Origin of the sequence: Roseixanthobacter glucoisosaccharinicivorans, from assembly GCF_043195095.2 — a bacterium.
Classification (GTDB): Bacteria; Pseudomonadota; Alphaproteobacteria; order Rhizobiales; family Xanthobacteraceae; genus NCEH01.
This window is the reverse complement of the sequence record NZ_CM195538.1, coordinates 2,341,844-2,359,441: the sequence shown is the minus strand read 5'-3', so window position 1 is coordinate 2,359,441 and position 17,598 is coordinate 2,341,844. Positions and strand designations below refer to the sequence as shown.

The window sequence follows — 17,598 nt, the reverse complement described above, 5'->3', positions numbered from 1 at the left end:
ACTTTATGAAAGGACCCCGTGAATGTCCGCGACGAAAATCCTCTGGGGCCAGGTCATCACCGTCTTCCTGATCGTGCTGGTGACGATGTGGACCGCAACCGAATGGACGGCCTGGCGCCTGGGCTTCCAGCCGGAGCTTGGTCGCCCCTGGTTCGAACTGCTTCACTTCCCCTTCTACATGCCGCCGGCCTTCCTATGGTGGTGGTTTGCCTACGACGCCTACGCGCCGTCGATCTTCGTGGAGGGTGCCTATATCGCCGCGTCGGGCGGCATCATCGCGGCGGCCGTGGCGATCGGCATGTCGGTCTGGCGCGCGCGTGAAGCCAAGAATGTCGAGACCTATGGTTCGGCTCGATGGGCGCGACCGGAGGAAGTGGCCGGTGCCGGGCTGCTCGGTCCGGACGGCGTTGTGCTGGGCCGACTCGACCGCGCCTATCTCCGCCACGATGGCCCCGAGCATGTGCTGTGCTTTGCGCCGACGCGATCCGGCAAGGGCGTCGGCCTTGTGGTGCCGTCGCTGCTGACCTGGCCCGGATCGGCGATCGTCCATGACATCAAGGGCGAGAACTGGCAGCTCACCGCCGGCTTCCGCGCCCGGCATGGCCGGGTGCTGCTGTTCGATCCGACCGACATGAAGTCCGCCGCCTACAATCCGCTGCTGGAGGTCCGCCGCGGCGAGTGGGAGGTGCGCGATGTCCAGAACATCGCCGACATCCTCGTCGATCCCGAGGGGTCACTTGATAAGCGGAACCATTGGGAGAAGACGAGCCACGCGCTCCTGGTCGGAGCGATCCTGCACGTCCTCTATGCCGAAACGGACAAGACGCTCGCCGGTGTCGCCGCCTTCCTCTCCGATCCGAAACGGCCGATCGAGTCGACGCTGGCCGCCATGATGAAGACCGTGCATCTCGGCGAAGCCGGCGTCCACCCCGTCGTGGCCTCGGCCGCGCGCGAGCTGCTCAACAAGTCCGACAATGAGCGGTCCGGCGTGCTCTCCACCGCCATGTCGTTCCTCGGTCTCTATCGTGATCCCGTCGTCGCCGAGGTAACGCGACGCTGTGATTGGCGGATCTCCGATATCGTCGGCGGAGATCGCCCGACCACGCTGTACCTTGTGGTCCCACCGTCAGACATCAACCGCACCAAACCGCTGATCCGTCTGATCCTTAACCAGGTCGGCCGCAGGCTCACCGAGGATCTGCAGGCCAAGAACGGGCGGCGGCGATTGCTGCTGATGCTGGACGAATTTCCGGCGCTCGGGCGACTGGACTTCTTCGAGTCGGCGCTCGCCTTCATGGCGGGCTACGGGATCAAGAGTTTCCTGATTGCCCAGTCGCTGAACCAGATCGAGAAGGCCTACGGCCAGAACAACTCGATCCTCGACAACTGCCATGTGCGGGTGAGCTTCGCCACCAACGACGAGCGAACCGCCAAACGCGTGTCGGACGCCTTGGGCACGGCGACCGAGGTGCGGGCGATGAAGAACTATGCCGGCAGCCGGCTGTCACCCTGGCTTGGTCATTTGATGGTCTCGCGCTCGGATACAGCGCGACCGCTGCTCACCCCTGGCGAGGTGATGCAACTCCCGCCCACGGACGAGATTGTTATGGTGGCGGGGACCGCGCCGATCCGGGCGAAGAAGGCCCGCTATTACGAGGATGAGCGATTTCAGGAGCGGGTGCTGGCGCCTCCCACACTCACCAAGCCCACGAGCGCCCAATCGGACGACTGGAGCACGCGCCCGCTGCCACCGCGGCCCGAGATCGCCGAACCGCCGACGAGCGGCAAGGAGGCGGATGATGATGATCCGACCGCATCCGAGCGCCGCCATCAGCCCGAATTGAACCGGGCGGAGACGGTCGAGAAGAAGGGGCCGATCGACAACGAGTTCGCGCTCGATCCAGGTGACGACATGGAGGACGATGCCATCCGTGCGAGCCGGATGAACCGGGTGATGCAGGGCGTTGCCCGGCAGGTCTCGCTCGATCCCGGCGATGATATGGGTCTGTGACGTGCCCATGCCCACACCGAAGAAAAAGGCCCAGGTCTCCGTCTATCTCGACCCGGACGTCATGAAGACGCTCTCGGCCTATGCGGCGCGGCGCGAGCAGCCGCTGTCGTTGATCGCCGAGGCCGCCATCGCATCCTTCCTGTCGCCCGACGCTGACGAACGGCGCGAGGCGGCCATCGCCAAACGTCTCGACCAGCAGGACCGGCGTCTGGCCCGCCTCGAACGGGATGTCGGCATCGGTGTCGAGACTTTGGCGCTGTTCGTTCGCTTCTGGCTGACCACAACGCCACCATTGCCCGAGCCTGCCGCTCAGGCGGCGAGAGCGCAGGCCGGTGCACGCTACGACAACTTCGTCGCCGCGCTTGGACGGCGGCTCAATCAGGGGTCGAAGCTGCGCCAGGAAATTCCCGATGACGTTCCGGCTTCGGCGACTCGCGATCAGAACGAAGTTTAAATTACCGGCCACGACACTCGGAAAAGCACAAGCCAGCCCAATAGCTTCGCGCAAGCCATTCCGCACCCGGCAAGTATTTTTTCTCTGCTCTACGCTGGGCTCCTACGACGACTGAATACTTGTTGAAGCGCCCCATTTCTTACCTCTTCTAATCGTCCCCGTTGCTAGTCGCGTCTCGCGATTGGCCAATGACGGGGACGATCGTGGCGGTCACACCACTTCATTCCGAGGCCTTCTCACGCGGCGCGCGCATGCTGCGCACCGCGCTGGGCCCGGCGATCGCGACGTTCCTCGAAGACCCCTCGATCGTCGAGGTGATGCTCAACCCCGACGGCCGGCTCTGGATCGACCGGCTGTCGGGCGGCCTCGAAGATACTGGTCGCACCCTCTCCGCCGCTGACGGCGAGCGGATCGTGCGCCTAGTGGCGCACCACGTCGGCGCCGAGGTCCATGCGGAGCGGCCGCGCGTCTCGGCCGAGCTGCCCGAGACGGGAGAGCGGTTCGAGGGCCTGTTGCCGCCGGTGGTGGCCGCGCCGGCTTTTGCGATCCGCAAGCCCGCCGTCGCCGTCTTCACCCTCGACGACTATGTCTCCGCCGGCATCATGCTGGCCGGCCAGGCCGCGGTGCTCCGCGCCGCCGTGGCTGATCGCAAGAACATCCTGGTCGCCGGCGGCACCTCGACCGGCAAGACCACGCTCACCAACGCCCTCCTGGCTGAGATCGCCGGCACCACCGACCGCGTGGTGTTGATCGAGGATACCCGCGAGCTGCAATGCCGCGCGCCCAACCTTGTGGCGCTCCGCACCAAGGACGGCGTCGCCTCGCTCTCCGATCTGGTCCGCTCCTCGCTGCGCCTGCGCCCCGATCGCATCCCGATCGGCGAGGTGCGCGGCGCGGAGGCGCTGGACCTCTTGAAGGCCTGGGGCACCGGCCACCCCGGCGGCATCGGCACGATCCACGCGGGCACAGCGCTCGGCGCGATGCGCCGCCTCGAGCAGCTCATCCAGGAAGCCGTCGTCACCGTCCCCAGGGCGCTGATCGCTGAGACTATCGATCTCGTCGCGGTGCTGCGCGGGCGCGGCAGCGAACGCCGCCTTTCCGAACTCGCACTCATCGCCGGTCTCGATCCCGCCACCGGCGATTACCGCGTCCAGTCCGCCGGGGCGGGCGGCGACCTCTTGCCCCCCGGAGACCCATCATGATCCGTGTTCTCGCTGTCGCTCATTCTTCGCGTCGCCGCGTGGCCGAGCTCGTAACGCTCGCGACCCTGACGCTCGCCTTCGCCCCGGCGGCTTACGCCTCCGGCTCCTCCATGCCGTGGGAGACCCCGCTCAACTCCATCCTGGAGTCGGTGCAAGGGCCGGTAGCGAAGATCATCTCGGTGATCATCATCACGGTGACAGGCCTGACGCTCGCCTTCGGCGACACCTCGGGCGGCTTTCGCCGGCTCATCCAGATCGTCTTCGGCCTGTCGATCGCCTTCGCCGCGTCGAGCTTTTTCCTGTCCTTCTTCTCGTTCTCCGGCGGGGCGCTGGTCTGATGGCGGCGATCGTCGATCCCGACGTGCCCGGCTTCTTCGCGCCGGTTCATCGCGCGCTTACCGACCCAATTCTGATGGGTGGCGCGCCGCGGACCGTCGCGATTGCCAACGGCACACTCGCCGCGGCGATCGCCCTCGGCCTCCGGCTCTGGATCCCCGGCGCGCTGATCTGGGCGGTAGGTCACACCGCCGCCGTCTGGGCGGCGAAGCGCGATCCGCAGTTCGTCGACGTGGTGCGCCGACACCTTCGTTATCCGGCCCATCTCGGCGTCTGAGGTTCCCATGCTAAACCTCGCTGAATACCGCAGCCGCCCCGCGACCCTCGCAGACTTCCTGCCCTGGGCGGCGCTGGTCGAAGAGGGCGTCGTCCTCAACAAGGACGGTTCGTTCCAGCGCACGGCGCGCTTTCGCGGCCCGGACCTCGATAGCGCCACGCCCGCCGAGCTGGTGGGCGTCACCGCCCGACTCAACAACGCGCTACGCCGTCTCGGCTCCGGCTGGGCGATCTTCGTCGAGGCACAGCGGATCGCCGCGCAGACCTATCCGCACAGCCGCTTTTCCGATCCGGCGTCAGCGCTGGTGGATCTCGAGCGGCAGGACGCCTTCGAGGAAGCCGGCGCGCATTTCGAGAGCCGCTACTACCTCACCTTCGTCTGGCTGCCGCCCGCCGAGGACGCCTCGCGCGTCGAGGGCTGGCTCTATGAGGGCCGCGCGCAGACCGGCGTCGATCCCTGGGAGCTGCTGCGCGGCTTCGTTGATCGGACCAACCGCGTCATCCAACTGGTCGAGGGCTTCATGCCCGAGGTGGCCTGGCTCGACGACGGCGACACGCTGACCTATCTGCACTCGACCATCTCGACGAGGGCGCAGCGCATCCGCGTGCCCGAGACGCCGATGCACCTCGACGCGCTGCTCGCCGATGAACCGCTCGCCGGCGGCCTCGAGCCGCGCCTCGGCGCCCATCATCTTCGCACGCTCACCGTGGTTGGATTCCCGACAACGACCCATCCCGGCATCCTCGACGAGCTGAACCGGCTCGCCTTCCCATACCGCTGGTCCACCCGCGCCATCCTGCTCGACAAGACCGAAGCGGTGAAGCTGCTGACCAAGATCCGCCGGCAGTGGTTCGCCAAGCGCAAGTCCATCGCCGCCATCGTCAAGGAGGTGATGACCAACGAGGCGTCGATGCTGGTCGACTCCGACGCGGCCAACAAGGCGGCCGACGCGGACATGGCCCTGCAGGAATTGGGCTCGGACGATGTTGGCCAAGCCTATGTCACTGCGACAGTCACTGTCTGGGACGAGGACCCGGGTCTCGCCGCTGAAAAGCTCCGGCTGGTGGAGAAGGTGATTCAGGGCCGCGACTTCACCTGCATGCCGGAAGGAGTGAATGCGCTCGAGGCCTGGCTCGGCTCTATCCCCGGCCATGCCTACGCCAACGTCCGTCAGCCGCCGGTCTCGACGCTGAACCTGGCACACATGATCCCGCTCTCGGCTGTTTGGGCTGGGCCGGCAAGGGATGAGCATTTCCAGGCGCCGCCGCTGCTCTACGGCAAGACAGAAGGCTCGACGCCATTCCGACTCAGCCTGCATGTCGGCGACGTCGGCCACACGTTGATCGTCGGCCCGACCGGCGCGGGCAAGTCGGTGCTGCTCGCGCTGATGGTGATGCAGTTCCGCCGTTACCGCAACAACCAGATCTTCGCTTTCGATTTCGGCGGGTCGATCCGCACCGCGGCGATCGCCATGGGCGGCGACTGGCACGATCTCGGCGGCAGCCTGTCGGCTGGCTCGGAGCATTCGGTGTCGCTGCAGCCGCTTGCCCGCATCGACGATCAGTCGGAGCGCGCCTGGGCGGCGGAGTGGGTGGCGGCCATCCTCGCGAAGGAGGGCGTCACCATCGATCCGACCGCCAAGGAGCATGTCTGGTCGGCGCTGAGCTCGCTGGCGTCGTCGCCCGTGGGCGAGCGCACCATCACCGGCCTGGCGGTCCTGTTGCAGTCGACGGCGCTGAAGCAGGCGTTGCAGCCCTATTGCGTCGGTGGAGCCTCGGGCCGCCTGCTCGATGCCGAGGCTGAGCAGCTCGGCTCCGCACCTGTCCAGGCCTTCGAGACCGAGGGCTTGATCGGGGCCGGCGCGGCGCCCGCCGTGCTGACCTATCTCTTCCATCGCATCGAGGGCCGCCTCGATGGCCGGCCGACGCTCCTCATCATCGACGAAGGCTGGCTGGTGCTCGACGATCCGGCCTTCGCGCAGCAGCTTCGCGAGTGGCTGAAGACGCTGCGCAAGAAGAACGCCTCCGTCGTCTTCGCCACACAATCGCTGTCGGACATCGACGGCAGCAACATAGCGCCGGCCATTGTCGAGAGCTGCCCGACGCGCATCTTTCTGCCGAATGAGCGCGCAATCGAGCCGCAGATCACCGCGATCTATCGCCGCTTCGGCTTGAACGATCGCCAGATCGAAATCCTCGCCCGCGCAACGCCGAAGCGCGACTACTACTGCCAGTCCCGCCGCGGCAATCGCCTGTTCGAGCTGGGCCTCGGCCCGGTCGCGCTCGCCTTCTGTGCCGCTTCCTCCAAGGCCGACCATGCCGCAATCGAGCGCGTCATCGCCGAGCACGGCCGCGATGCTTTCACGCCCGCTTGGCTTGCGGACCACGAACTCCAGTGGGCCGCCGATCTCATCCCTGACCTGATCAACCTGGAGACGTCATCATGATCAAGCTGCGCCATCTGGCGGCGGCAAGCGCCGTCGTGCTCACCCTGGCCGTCGGGGCGCCGCCCGCGTCGGCGCAGTGGATCGTCTACGATCCGACCAACTTCAGCCAGAACGTGCTCACCGCCGCGCGCGAACTGCAGCAGATCAACAACCAGATCACGATGTTGACCAACCAGGCGACCAGCCTGGTCAACCAGGCGCGCAATCTCGCCAACCTGCCGATGTCGACGTTGACCCAGCTTCAGTCGTCGATCGCCCAGACCCAGTCACTGCTAGGTCAGGCGCAGAACATCGCCTTCAACGTCCAGCGCATCGAGCAGGCTTTCTCGACCAGCTATGGCGCGGCCGCAGGCACGGGCTCGACGACTGCCATGGTCGCCAACGCGCAGACCCGCTGGCAGAACTCCGTCGCCGCGTTTGAGGACAGTCTGAAGATCCAGGCCGGCGTTGTCGGCAACATCCCGACCAATTCCGGCGCAATGACCTCGCTGGTGTCGGCAAGCCAGAGTGCAACCGGCGCGCTTCAAGCCGCACAGGCCGGCAACCAACTCTTGGCGTTGCAGTCCCAGCAGCTCTCAGACCTGGTGGCGGTGCTGTCGGCAAAGAGTCGGGCCGATGCCCTGGAGCAGGCGCGTACCGCCTCGGCCGAGGCGCAAGGCCAGCAGAACTACAAGACCTTCTCGACGCGCACCGGCTATCAGCCCGGAAACGTCACCATGTTCAGCGGCAACTGAGGCGCGGCGATGCTGGGACGGTCGGAAATCTTCCGCGCCGCCGCGATCGTCGCCCTGATCGCGGTCGCCATCACGGCTCTTGTGGTGACCAACCGGCGCCACTCGGCCCCCATTGCCGAGACCCCTCCGACCATCGTCACACCAGCATCCGACGACCTCTCGGCCGAGCTGCGCCGTTGCAGCGCGCTCGGTCCCCAGGATGCCGAAGATCCGCATTGCGTCGCGGTCTGGGAGGAGAACCGCCAGCGATTCTTCGGCAGGTCGGCGCGGCCTCTGCCGCCACAAACGCCCCCAGGCGCTGCCGCGCCGGCCACGCCTTCTAAGGGAGATGCGCGATGAACAATGTCGGCGTCATCGACACCTTCCTCAACACCTTCACCACCTACATCGATTCCGGCTTCGGCCTGATCAAGGGCGAAGTCGGCTATCTCTCGTCCACGCTGATCGTCATCGACATCATCCTGGCAGGCCTGTTCTGGGCCTGGGGCGCCGACGAGGACATCCTCCAGCGCCTGGTGAAGAAGACCCTCTACATCGGCTTCTTCGCCTTCATCATCAACAACTTCAACAATCTATCGGCCATCGTCTTCAACAGCTTCGCCGGCCTCGGTCTGAAAGCCGGTGGCTCCTCGATCTCGACGGCTGATTTCTTGCGACCCGGCCGGCTCGCCCAGGTTGGGCTTGATGCCGGCCAGCCGCTGCTCGATGCGGCCAACCAGATGATGGGCTTCACCAGCTTCTTCGCGAACTTCGTGCAGATCGCGGTGCTGATGGTCTCGTGGGTCCTGGTGCTGATCGCCTTCTTCATTCTGGCGGTTCAGCTCTTCGTCACGCTGATCGAATTCAAGCTGACCACACTGGCCGGCTTCATCCTCATTCCCTTCGCGCTCTTCAACAAGACCGCCTTCCTCGCTGAGAAGGTGCTCGGCAACATCGTCGCGTCCGGCATCAAGGTGATGGTGCTGGCCGTCATCGTCGGCATCGGCACCGGGCTCTTCTCGCAGTTCACGCAGACCTACGCCGGCGGCCAGCCGACCGTCGAACAGGCCCTCTCCGTCGTGCTCGCGGCGCTCGCAATGCTGGGCCTCGGAATCTTCGGCCCCGGCATTGCAACGGGCCTGGTCTCCGGCGCGCCCCAGCTCGGCGCGGGCACCGCTGTTGGGACTGGCCTCGCCGTCGCGGGTACGGCGATGGCTGGCGCTGGCGCGCTCGGTCTAGCCGGAAGGGGGGCGACGGCGGCCGCGTCCGGCACTGCCGCCGCCGCGCGCGGTGGGGCGGCAATGGCCGGTGGCGCATCCTCCGCCTACAGCCTTGCTTCGGCCGGCCGGTCCGGGGCGTCGGGCGTCGCGGCCGGACTCGGCGGGGTGGGGCGAGCGGCCGCTTCAGCCGCCGCGGCGCCTGTGCGCCGCGCCGCCGCCCAAGCCGGCAGTTCCATGCGGGAAAGCTTTGCCGCCGGCGCCCGGTCCAGTTTCGCCGCAACCGGTGGCTCGTCGACCGGAGGGACGGTCGACGGCAATTCACCAAGCACGCCCGCGGCGTCCACGGGCGGACCGGAAGGTTCCGGCCCACCGGCCTGGGCCCAGCGCATGAAGCGCAACCAGTCGATGGTCCACGGGGCGCAGACCGCAGCACAGGTCCTCAGGTCCGGCGACAGCCATGGCGGCGGCCATTCCGTCGATCTTTCAGGAGGAGAATAAGACATGGCGCTGTTTCGCCGCCCCACGGTTCGCTATGGCCGGACGCCCGAACCTGAAACCCCCTATCAGCGCGCCGCCCAGGTGTGGGACGACCGCATCGGTTCGGCCCGGGTGCAGGCGAAGAACTGGCGGCTGATGGCCTTCGGCTCGCTGGCGCTGTCCATGGGCCTCGCCGGCGGTCTCGTCTGGCAATCGACCCACGGCAGCATCGTCCCCTGGGTCGTGCAGGTCGACAAGCTCGGCCAGGCGCAGGCTGTCGCCCCCGCCGCCGCCGACTACACGCCAAGCGATTCGCAAGTCGCCTGGTATCTCGCCCACTTTATCCAGATGGTCCGCGCGCTGCCGGCCGATCCGATCATCGTGCGGCAGAACTGGCTGCAGGCCTACGACTTCACCACCACCTCGGGCTCGCAGGCGCTCAACGACTACGCCCGCGCCAACGACCCCTTCGCCAAGCTCGGCAAGCAGCAGATCGCGATCGACGTCTCGAGCGTGATCCGCGCCTCGCCCTCCAGCTTCCGGGTCGAGTGGGTCGAGCATCGCTATCAGGACGGCGCGCTTGCCGACAACACCCGTTGGACCGCGATCCTCACCATCGCGATTCAGACGCCGACCTCCGCCGACGTGCTCCGCAAGAATCCGCTCGGCATTTACGTCACCGCAATCAACTGGTCGAAGGAGCTGGGACAATGACCCCGCCGATTTCCATGGAAGCCGGCGGTCCGGCTTCGCGTCTCTTCACCATTCAGCAGAGCCGGAAAGGAGGGACTACGTCTTTCCGTAAAGCCGGCCTTACGGCTTTGCTGCTCTCCGTCTCTGTGCTCGGAGGCTGTGCCCACAAATTCATTCCGCCCGATATCAACTATGACAGCGCCGTGCCGGCAAAGCTCGCTGTCGATCCACCGGCGCCCGTCAAGATCGTCGAGCTGCCGAAGCCACTGCCGCTGCCGGGTCAGTTGAAACCGCTCAACACAGGCAAGGCCGTGCCGGAAGCTCCCGATCCCGCCGTGCGCGTCAACCAGGCCAATGCGGCCGCGCGCATCCAACCGGTGCGGAACGGCTTCATCAATGCCGTGCAGGTTTATCCCTATTCAGCCGGTGCGCTCTATCAGGCCTACACAGCGCCGGGCGAGATCACCGACATCGCCCTTCAGGAAGGCGAGCAACTCGTCGGCACGGGGCCGGTCGCCGCCGGCGACACCGTGCGCTGGATCATCGGCGATACGGAGAGCGGCGCGGGCCCGACCAAGAAGGTCCACATCTTGGTCAAGCCGACCCGGCCGGATCTGGTGACGAATCTCGTCATCAATACCGATCGCCGGACCTACCTGCTCGAGCTGCGCTCGACCGAGAAGACCTACATGGCCTCGGTCTCCTGGCAGTATCCGGAAGACCAGCTCATCGCTCTGCGCCAGCAGAACGCCTCTGCCGAAGCGGCGGCGCCGATCGCGTCGGGCGTCGATCTCGCTTCGATCAACTTCCGCTATGCGATCGAGGGCGACAACCCTGCCTGGCGGCCGTTGCGCGCCTTCGACGACGGCCAGAAGGTCTTCATCGAGTTTCCGTCCGGCATTCGGCAGGGCGAGATGCCGCCGCTCTTCGTCATTGGTCCGGCCGGCGGGTCCGAACTGGTAAACTACCGCGTTCGCGGCAACTACTACATCGTCGATCGCCTGTTTGCCGCAGCCGAGTTGCGGCTCGGCGACAAGGACAGCGAGCGACGCGTCCGCATCGTCCGCACCGACGGAAGGCCGCAGTCATGACAGACGAACCGGAAGAGCAACAGCCGGCGCCGACGCCGGTCGTGCCGCCCGACCTGCGGTTGCGAGGCGAACGACCGCGTGTCACGCGTCTCTCTCGCAAGGTGCTGATAACGCTCGGCGCCGTGTCGGCTCTCGCTGTCGCAGGCGCGCTCGGCTACGCCCTCCAAACCCACAACAAGGGACAGTCGGGCCAGGAATTGCTGAGCACTCAGAACCGGCCCTCGGCCGAGGGCTTGGCCGGACTGCCCAAGGACTACGCCGGTCTGCCGCGGCAGGCGCCGCCACTCGGGCCGCCGCTGCCCGGCGATCTCGGCAAGCCTATCCTGAACACCGGCGCCGCGCCGAACACGGCTGTGCCCAGCTCCGCGCCGGATCCCGCGGCTCAGCGCCTTGCCCAGGAGACCGAGGCCGCACGCATTAGCCGCTTGTTTGCCCAGACCAACCAACAGCCGCAGCCGGTGAGTCTCGCCGCTCCGCCCGCGACGGGGACGCAAAGCGGTCCGACCCCCACGCCGCCTGTCGACGCCGGATCGGCGCAGAACATGCAGGATCGCAAGACCGCCTTCCTCAACGCCACGCCGGACAAGCGTACCGTCAGCCCTGACCGTCTCGAAGCTAAGGCCTCGCCCTATGTCGTGCAGGCCGGAACGGTGATCCCGGCAGCGCTCATCACCGGAATCCGCTCTGACCTTCCCGGCCAGATCACCGCCCAGGTGACCGAGGCCGTCTACGACAGCCCGACCGGCCAGTATCTCCTGATCCCGCAGGGTGCGAAGCTGATCGGCCAGTACGACAGCTCGGTCGCCTTCGGTCAAAGCCGCATCCTCCTCGTCTGGACGCGCGTCATCATGCCGGACGGCACGTCGATCGTGCTCGAGCGTCAGCCCGGTGCCGACACCGAAGGCTATGCCGGGCTTGAGGATGAAGTCGACAACCATTGGGGCATGCTGTTCAAGGCCGCCGTGTTGTCTACTCTGCTCAGCGTCGGCGCCGAAGCCGGCACGAGCCAAGACGAGAACAACCTGGTGCAGGCGATCCGCAGCGGCGCGTCGAACAGCATCAGTCAGACCGGTTCGCAGATCGTCCAGCGTCAGCTCAACATCCAGCCGACCTTGACCATTCGACCGGGATTCCCGGTGCGCGTCATCGTTACGCGCGACCTCGTACTGGCGCCTTATGCGCAGGGAGTAAAGCCATGACGAAGCTCAAGCTCGGACCGCTGGGCGACGACAAGCCGGTGAGAGTTAGCATAGAATTGCCCGCTGCTGTGTATCGCGATCTTGTCGCCTATGCCGAGTTGCTCGGACAGACCAGCCACCAAACTGCGCCTGTCCCGGCGAAATTGATCGTACCCATGATTCAGCGATTCATGGCAACCGACCGGGCGTTCGCGAAGGCTCGTCGAAGTCCTGATCAGACGCCCGGAGGTTCCGCCGAAAGGTCCGGATAGCGCTCGCGCAGCGTGTCGAGAAACGGACGAAGCGACGAATTGCTGTTTTCCCCACGCCAGAGGGCGTGAAACCCCAGCCGTGTCGGTGCATCATCGTCATGGATCTCCCTGAAGAGAACTCCCGGATAGCCGGCGCCCGTAGCGCCCTCGAGCGCCAGCATAATACCCAATCCAGCGCCGACGAGCGTTAAGAGCCGATCCAAAGACACATCGTGTTCCTGAAGTTTGAAAGCGTCGGAATGGCGGAGCTTCCCTGCGAGGAGCTTCCGGAATTCGGGACCCGGTCCGCGTTGAGGCAGCAACACTAATTCGCTTTTCAGATCGTGCCAGTGGACGGCATCGCCGCTAGACAGCGCATGTGCTTCTGGAAGGGCGACCACGACACGCTCGCTCCACACGGAAAGGGATTTTCCATTCCATCGACGATCGTGATCGGCGACAAAGGCAACGTCGATCGCAGAATTCGCGAGATCGGACATGAGATGGTCGCTCGATCCATCGACCAGAGTGGTGCGGACCTCCGGGAAGCGGCGATGATGTTCGACCAATGTCGCGCGGAGATTCCCGGCCGATAGTGAGGCGTGAACGCCGATTGCCAAGCGACCGCTTTCTCCACGCGACCTTGTCTTTAGTCGCGCCGCGAGACCTTCGGTCTCATCGACGATGTGCCGCGCAGCCTCAAGAAACTCTTGGCCCTCAGGCGTGGGCCGCGTTCCACCATTCGTGCGTTCGAACAAAACCGCGCCCAATTCGTGTTCTAGCTGCCTCAATCCGCGACTAAGCGTTGACTGGCGAATGTTAAGCGTCTCGGCGGCTTGACGCAGGCTACGATACTGGGCGGCGGTAATCGCCCATCGCATCATTCGAAGCTCGACGGCCACGGGGGACTCTCGCTTCAGTTACCCCTCTAGTCGCCAGGAACGGATCCCAGGAGAACACGAAAGCCGAGGTGCTCGTTGCGGTCGGACGGCGGGTACCCGTACCGCATGGTGGTCCGACAGGCCAGGCGCCCGGGGTTGCCCCAGCTGCTGCCACGATCGACCCGCCACGAGCCGCTCTTGGGAGGCGAGAAGTCTCTCTGGGTGGTACGCGGGAAGCCCGCCTCGTCCCACCAGTCCTCGCACCAATTGAAGACGTTCCCCGCCATGTCGAGCGCGCCGTAGGGCGACGCCCCCGTCGGAAAGCTCCCCACGGGTGAGGTGTAAGGGAATCCGTCGTTATGATCCAAATCACGACCACCAAAGGCCGCCATGTGCTCGTCTAGTGTCTTTCCGTTGCCCATCATGATGTTGTCCCCTGGACACGACGCGTCCAGGTAGTTCGCCTTGGTGGGGTCCCAGTCGATCCCCCACGGATACTTCCGGCCATCGTCGCCTCGTGCCGCCTTCTCCCATTCGGCTTCGCTCGGCAACACGAGCCCGGCCCATGTGCAGTAGGCCTTCGCGTCATCCCACGAGACCATGATCACCGGGTGGAGATCCCTGTCCCCGACCAACTCGTCGTCGAAGTAGGACTTCTCGGGCTCGGCTCTGCCTGTCGCGGTACAAAACGCGCTGAATTGCCCACGCGTCACGGCATTGCGGCCAATCCAATAGGAATGCTCGACGGGGTGGATGTGCTTCGGCTTCTCCCAGTCGGGCGCATCCGAATCGTCCGTTCCCATGACGAAGTCGCCCGCCGGCACCGCGACCATCTCCATGTCGGAGCCTTCCGGTAACCGGAACAGGTAGAGTTGCACCTGCTTCCCGTCTGCCGCCGGCACGTCCTGGCCCGCGAGGCGGAGCCCCTCGGGCAGCTTCAACGGTTCCCTACTCGGCATGACGTCTTCCTCCGATCTCTCTTGGCTTTCCGTCGCCGCGCTCTAGCTTCCATAGGCGGATCGGATACCATTATGTACTCAGTGCACATGATCGAACCGGTTAAGTCAATACCAATCTATACCGAGTACCGCTTTCGTGCTATCTATGGCGTCATGTCAGCAACTCCCGACCGGCGATCCCGTAAGCGCCTTGCCACTCGACAAGCCATCTCCGACGCCGCCACGCGCCTCTTTCACGAGCACGGCTTCGACCGTGTAACGGTGGACGAGATCGCGGACGCCGCAGACGTCGGACGGATGACCGTGTTCAATCATTTCCCCCGCAAAGAGGACATGTTCTTCGATCGCAATGAGGAGGGTATGGAGCTGCTGCGCGAAGCCTTGCGGGAGCGGGATCATCGCGTCGCTCCGATCGAGGCGCTGCGTCTGCTGGCTCATCGGTTGGTTTCCGAACAGAGCCGCTTTGTTGAATTCTCTGCGACGACTCAGAGCTTCAAAGAGACGATCGAGCGCAGCGAGACCCTCAAGGCTCGGGCCAGGGCGGTACGCGACGAGTTCGCACAAGTCGTGGCGGTGGCGCTATCCGAATGCGCGGGCAGGAAGCCTACCGATCCTGACGCCCATTTGGCGGCTGGCCTGCTCCTCGCTACGTGGACCGTGGCGTTCATTCAGGGTCACGAGGTCTTTCGACAAAACCGAGATGAAGCTGAAGCGAAGGTCACCTTCCTCGCTATCGTTGATAAGGCAACCATCGGCTTGAAAGCCGCAATGGCAGGCACGCCTTACGCCTGAGCGGTCACCTTCTGCCTGCTCTCTCAATTGCAAATTCCGGAGAAATTATGGAGCATTCGCAAATCCGGGTTGGCGCAATTGATCTGCACGTTGTTGAGCTGGGCTCTGGCAAGCCCGTGCTGTTCTGTCACGGCTTTCCCGACCTTTGGCGCGGGTGGCGCTTGCAGATGGAAGCGATCGCCGCGGCGGGTTACCGTGCCATCGCACTGGATATGCGCGGCTATGGGCGCAGTTCTGCGCCGGAAGATCCCCTGCAATATACACCGCTCCATACGGTAGGCGATCTTGTGGGATTGATCGATGCTCTTGGCCTCCCCGAGGTCACAATCGTTGGCCACGATTTCGGCGCAAACGTCGCATGGAACGCAGCATTGATGCGCCCCGATCGATTTGCCGCCGTTTTCGGTATGAGCGTACCCTATCTGCCGAGAGGTGACCTGAGCTTTATAGAGACGCTCCGAAAAGCCGGTCGTGACAGCTTCTATATGTTTTCCCAGATGCGGCCGGAGTCCGACAATAGCTGGGCCAACGCCGCCATAACTTACCCGTCGGTGCTTTACTGGACGTCAGGAAGCCCACCGCCCGAGGATCGATGGAATCCCTTCGATACCGAACGCGCAATGACCCGCAAGGCGCCCGTCGACATACCCCCATGGGCAGACCCGGAGGATGTCGCATATGCGGTCGCCGAGTTTCAGCGTACGGGCTTTCGTGGAGGCCTTAATTATTATCGGTCTATCCAGAGTGGATTCGACCTGACGGCCCCATTTAAAGGTGCCTTGATACGCCAGCCATCCTTCTTCCTGGTCGGCGAACTGGACGGACTTAATAGCATTCGCCCAAGCACCGAAGCAGGATTGCGCCAGTTCCTGCCCGGCCTGCGCGGCTTCACAAAATTGCCGGACATTGGCCATTGGCCGCAGCGGGAAGCGCCTGAAATCGTGAATGCTGCGCTCCTCGGCTTTCTCGGCGGCCTGACGTGAGACGCGCAGTCGGATAGCTGAGCGTGAGCTGGGGACGCAGTATGACGTGCATCTCAACCAGATCACGGCCTGGAAAGAGCAACTTCCGGCAGGCGCGTTCGGCGCTGACGCGGCTCAGGCGCCGGCGGCGGGGCCTGACCTAAAGGAATTGCACGCCAAGATCGGCCAACAGGCCGATCCCATCCGCAGAATTTCCAGGTGGCGAAACATCAGCTTCGTGCAACCCGCACGACAGACCCACCAACTCCTTTCATGCGCCTGCGCAGTATCTGGACGCCGACCCGAACCGGCGTGCGAACGGGACCGGACCGGCGCTCGATAGGCGTTGACCTCCAACCCAAGATTTATTATGTACTAAGTACCATAAAGTACTAGATATATCATTGTGGGCTTGCACCTAAGGCCCGAAACCGGAGCCGACGCGCATGAACAACCGCAGAAATATACTCGTCTCCGGAGCGAGCTTCGCCGGGCTTGCAACCGCCTTCTGGATGAAAAGGCAGGGCTACGACGTGACCGTCGTTGAGATCGCCGAAGGTCTCAAGAGAGGGGGCACGCCCGTCAATATCCGCGGCAATACCATCGACATCGTGAAGCGTATGGGCCTGTTCGAGCAGATCGCATCGAACAGGCTGCATATGGAACCGACCGAGTTGGTGAATGCGGATGGCGTTGCCGAACGGTCGGGTCTCGAGAATGAGGATACCGACCAGCCGGCAGACGAAGAGTATGAAATCGAACGAGATGTATTGCTCAATTTGATGTTCGATGCCGTTAAAGACGATGTTGAATTTGTCTTCGGTGACAGCATCTCATCTCTGAAAGAGCATAAAGACGGTATCGACGTCTCTTTCACAAAAATGGCGCCGCGATCATTTAATCTGGTTTTCGGATGCGACGGTATCCACTCCACCACCAGGATGCATTGGTTCGGCGCTGAGAAGGAGTTTTCTCATTTTCTCGAAGCCTATGGTTCGGTTTCGATTGTAGACAAGTTGTTGATTCGAGAGAACACGTCACAAGTCTATAACGAACCTGGCAAGGCGGTTATGTTGAGCGCTTACAACAACAAAACCGATATCATTCTGATGTTTTTCTCCGAGAGCGAAATTGCCTACGATTATCGTGACGAAGAACAGAAGAGACGCATTATTTTCGAACAGTTCTCCGGTGTGGGCTGGCGCACCCAGGAAATTCTCCGCGGGGTAAAGCAAACGGATAATTTTTACTTCGATGTGCTGTCCCAGATAAAAATGCCGTCCTGGACAAAAGGCAGGGTGGCATTGGTGGGCGATGCTGCCTATTGCGCGTCCCCGGCCGCAGGGATGGGGGGATCACTCGCCATAGATGGAGCGGCGGCCTTGGCCGCCGCATTCGAGAAATGCGGCGGTGATCATGAATTGGCGTTCCAAGAATACAACGAAAGCTTTCGGCCCTTCATTGAGCAAGCGCAAGCGGACGCGGTGAGCTTCGGTATCGCGTTTCTCGTTCCAAGAACCGTGGAAGCCATCCGCAAGCGAAGCGGGCGCGCGACATCCTCTTAACCATCAGCCCTAGCTTCTCAGTTGCTCCTCGGATGAACAAATAGCTTCTACATCTAGCGCCGCCGGAAGTACGCGGGAGACGATAGCGGT

At 64.1% G+C, this 17,598-nt stretch carries 18 protein-coding genes; 16 read left to right on the top strand and 2 right to left on the bottom strand.

The window, feature by feature from the left end; genetic code table 11:
* Positions 1-22 precede the first annotated feature (22 nt).
* From V5F78_RS10655 to V5F78_RS10595, 13 genes are all read left to right on the top strand, one after another.
* A complete protein-coding gene (locus V5F78_RS10655; RefSeq protein WP_394068249.1) occupies positions 23-2,011 on the top strand; it encodes a conjugal transfer protein TraG in 1,989 nt (662 codons plus the stop codon).
* Positions 2,012-2,018: 7 nt separating this feature from the next.
* The gene (locus V5F78_RS10650; RefSeq protein WP_394068251.1) at positions 2,019-2,465 is read left to right on the top strand and encodes a CopG family transcriptional regulator; all 447 of its coding nucleotides are present in this window, start codon (positions 2,019-2,021) and stop codon (positions 2,463-2,465) included.
* Positions 2,466-2,653: 188 nt separating this feature from the next.
* Positions 2,654-3,667 carry a P-type conjugative transfer ATPase TrbB gene (gene trbB, locus V5F78_RS10645; RefSeq protein ID WP_445322280.1) on the top strand — a complete coding sequence of 338 codons (1,014 nt, stop codon included), beginning with the start codon at positions 2,654-2,656 and terminating at the stop codon, positions 3,665-3,667.
* Positions 3,664-4,005, top strand: a complete 342-nt coding sequence (locus V5F78_RS10640; protein ID WP_085772625.1) for a TrbC/VirB2 family type IV secretion system protein — start codon at positions 3,664-3,666, stop codon at positions 4,003-4,005. The genes trbB and V5F78_RS10640 overlap by 4 nt, the downstream gene beginning before the upstream one ends.
* Entirely contained in the window at positions 4,005-4,280 is a 276-nt protein-coding gene (locus V5F78_RS10635) for a VirB3 family type IV secretion system protein (RefSeq protein WP_067732665.1), read from the top strand. Before V5F78_RS10640 ends, V5F78_RS10635 begins: the two co-directional genes overlap by 1 nt.
* A gap of 7 nt (positions 4,281-4,287) precedes the next feature.
* Positions 4,288-6,726: a conjugal transfer protein TrbE gene (trbE, locus tag V5F78_RS10630; protein WP_394068254.1), complete on the top strand. Its 2,439-nt coding sequence runs from the start codon at positions 4,288-4,290 to the stop codon at positions 6,724-6,726.
* Positions 6,723-7,460 carry a P-type conjugative transfer protein TrbJ gene (trbJ, locus tag V5F78_RS10625; protein WP_394068255.1) on the top strand — a complete coding sequence of 246 codons (738 nt, stop codon included), beginning with the start codon at positions 6,723-6,725 and terminating at the stop codon, positions 7,458-7,460. The genes trbE and trbJ overlap by 4 nt, the downstream gene beginning before the upstream one ends.
* A 9-nt stretch (positions 7,461-7,469) precedes the next feature.
* Positions 7,470-7,799 carry a putative entry exclusion protein TrbK-alt gene (gene trbK-alt / locus V5F78_RS10620; protein WP_394068257.1) on the top strand — a complete coding sequence of 110 codons (330 nt, stop codon included), beginning with the start codon at positions 7,470-7,472 and terminating at the stop codon, positions 7,797-7,799.
* Positions 7,796-9,157 (top strand): P-type conjugative transfer protein TrbL, encoded by a 1,362-nt coding sequence (gene trbL, locus V5F78_RS10615; protein WP_394068259.1) that lies wholly within the window; start codon positions 7,796-7,798, stop codon positions 9,155-9,157. Before trbK-alt ends, trbL begins: the two co-directional genes overlap by 4 nt.
* 3 nt (positions 9,158-9,160) lie before the next feature.
* Positions 9,161-9,850, top strand: coding sequence for a conjugal transfer protein TrbF (trbF, locus tag V5F78_RS10610; protein WP_394068261.1), 690 nt, complete (start codon positions 9,161-9,163; stop codon positions 9,848-9,850).
* On the top strand, positions 9,847-10,920 hold the full coding sequence (gene trbG / locus V5F78_RS10605; RefSeq protein WP_394068263.1) for a P-type conjugative transfer protein TrbG: 1,074 nt from the start codon (positions 9,847-9,849) through the stop codon (positions 10,918-10,920). Before trbF ends, trbG begins: the two co-directional genes overlap by 4 nt.
* On the top strand, positions 10,917-12,119 hold the full coding sequence (locus V5F78_RS10600; RefSeq protein WP_394068265.1) for a TraB/TrbI/VirB10 family type IV secretion system protein: 1,203 nt from the start codon (positions 10,917-10,919) through the stop codon (positions 12,117-12,119). The genes trbG and V5F78_RS10600 overlap by 4 nt, the downstream gene beginning before the upstream one ends.
* Positions 12,116-12,370 carry a DUF2274 domain-containing protein gene (locus tag V5F78_RS10595; RefSeq protein ID WP_394068267.1) on the top strand — a complete coding sequence of 85 codons (255 nt, stop codon included), beginning with the start codon at positions 12,116-12,118 and terminating at the stop codon, positions 12,368-12,370. Before V5F78_RS10600 ends, V5F78_RS10595 begins: the two co-directional genes overlap by 4 nt.
* On the opposite strand, the gene V5F78_RS10590 is transcribed toward V5F78_RS10595, so the two are convergent.
* Entirely contained in the window at positions 12,334-13,251 is a 918-nt protein-coding gene (locus V5F78_RS10590; protein WP_394068269.1) for a LysR family transcriptional regulator, read from the bottom strand. The two genes, V5F78_RS10595 and V5F78_RS10590, sit on opposite strands and share 37 nt — an antisense overlap.
* A 26-nt stretch (positions 13,252-13,277) precedes the next feature.
* On the bottom strand, positions 13,278-14,189 hold the full coding sequence (locus tag V5F78_RS10585) for a formylglycine-generating enzyme family protein (RefSeq protein ID WP_394068271.1): 912 nt from the start codon (positions 14,187-14,189) through the stop codon (positions 13,278-13,280).
* A 153-nt stretch (positions 14,190-14,342) separates the two neighbouring features.
* Between V5F78_RS10585 and V5F78_RS10580 the strand changes: the two genes are divergently transcribed.
* The 3 genes from V5F78_RS10580 to V5F78_RS10570 all read left to right on the top strand — a co-directional run bounded on the left by V5F78_RS10580 (position 14,343) and on the right by V5F78_RS10570 (position 17,508).
* Positions 14,343-14,981, top strand: a complete 639-nt coding sequence (locus V5F78_RS10580) for a TetR/AcrR family transcriptional regulator (RefSeq protein WP_394068520.1) — start codon at positions 14,343-14,345, stop codon at positions 14,979-14,981.
* 47 nt (positions 14,982-15,028) lie between these two features.
* Positions 15,029-15,964, top strand: coding sequence for an alpha/beta fold hydrolase (locus tag V5F78_RS10575; RefSeq protein ID WP_394068273.1), 936 nt, complete (start codon positions 15,029-15,031; stop codon positions 15,962-15,964).
* Between the two features lie 425 nt (positions 15,965-16,389).
* On the top strand, positions 16,390-17,508 hold the full coding sequence (locus tag V5F78_RS10570) for an FAD-dependent monooxygenase (protein ID WP_394068275.1): 1,119 nt from the start codon (positions 16,390-16,392) through the stop codon (positions 17,506-17,508).
* Positions 17,509-17,598 lie beyond the last annotated feature (90 nt).

What these genes read in the sequence shown, in the direction of transcription:
- V5F78_RS10655 (WP_394068249.1), top strand. Translation starts at nt 23, where the DNA reads ATGTCCGCGACGAAAATCCTCTGGGGCCAGGTCATCACCGTCTTCCTG.
- V5F78_RS10650 (WP_394068251.1), top strand. Translation starts at nt 2,019, where the DNA reads ATGCCCACACCGAAGAAAAAGGCCCAGGTCTCCGTCTATCTCGACCCG.
- trbB (WP_445322280.1), top strand. Translation starts at nt 2,654, where the DNA reads ATGACGGGGACGATCGTGGCGGTCACACCACTTCATTCCGAGGCCTTC.
- V5F78_RS10640 (WP_085772625.1), top strand. Translation starts at nt 3,664, where the DNA reads ATGATCCGTGTTCTCGCTGTCGCTCATTCTTCGCGTCGCCGCGTGGCC.
- V5F78_RS10635 (WP_067732665.1), top strand. Translation starts at nt 4,005, where the DNA reads ATGGCGGCGATCGTCGATCCCGACGTGCCCGGCTTCTTCGCGCCGGTT.
- trbE (WP_394068254.1), top strand. Translation starts at nt 4,288, where the DNA reads ATGCTAAACCTCGCTGAATACCGCAGCCGCCCCGCGACCCTCGCAGAC.
- trbJ (WP_394068255.1), top strand. Translation starts at nt 6,723, where the DNA reads ATGATCAAGCTGCGCCATCTGGCGGCGGCAAGCGCCGTCGTGCTCACC.
- trbK-alt (WP_394068257.1), top strand. Translation starts at nt 7,470, where the DNA reads ATGCTGGGACGGTCGGAAATCTTCCGCGCCGCCGCGATCGTCGCCCTG.
- trbL (WP_394068259.1), top strand. Translation starts at nt 7,796, where the DNA reads ATGAACAATGTCGGCGTCATCGACACCTTCCTCAACACCTTCACCACC.
- trbF (WP_394068261.1), top strand. Translation starts at nt 9,161, where the DNA reads ATGGCGCTGTTTCGCCGCCCCACGGTTCGCTATGGCCGGACGCCCGAA.
- trbG (WP_394068263.1), top strand. Translation starts at nt 9,847, where the DNA reads ATGACCCCGCCGATTTCCATGGAAGCCGGCGGTCCGGCTTCGCGTCTC.
- V5F78_RS10600 (WP_394068265.1), top strand. Translation starts at nt 10,917, where the DNA reads ATGACAGACGAACCGGAAGAGCAACAGCCGGCGCCGACGCCGGTCGTG.
- V5F78_RS10595 (WP_394068267.1), top strand. Translation starts at nt 12,116, where the DNA reads ATGACGAAGCTCAAGCTCGGACCGCTGGGCGACGACAAGCCGGTGAGA.
- V5F78_RS10585 (WP_394068271.1), bottom strand. Translation starts at nt 14,189, where the DNA reads ATGCCGAGTAGGGAACCGTTGAAGCTGCCCGAGGGGCTCCGCCTCGCG.
- V5F78_RS10580 (WP_394068520.1), top strand. Translation starts at nt 14,343, where the DNA reads ATGTCAGCAACTCCCGACCGGCGATCCCGTAAGCGCCTTGCCACTCGA.
- V5F78_RS10575 (WP_394068273.1), top strand. Translation starts at nt 15,029, where the DNA reads ATGGAGCATTCGCAAATCCGGGTTGGCGCAATTGATCTGCACGTTGTT.
- V5F78_RS10570 (WP_394068275.1), top strand. Translation starts at nt 16,390, where the DNA reads ATGAACAACCGCAGAAATATACTCGTCTCCGGAGCGAGCTTCGCCGGG.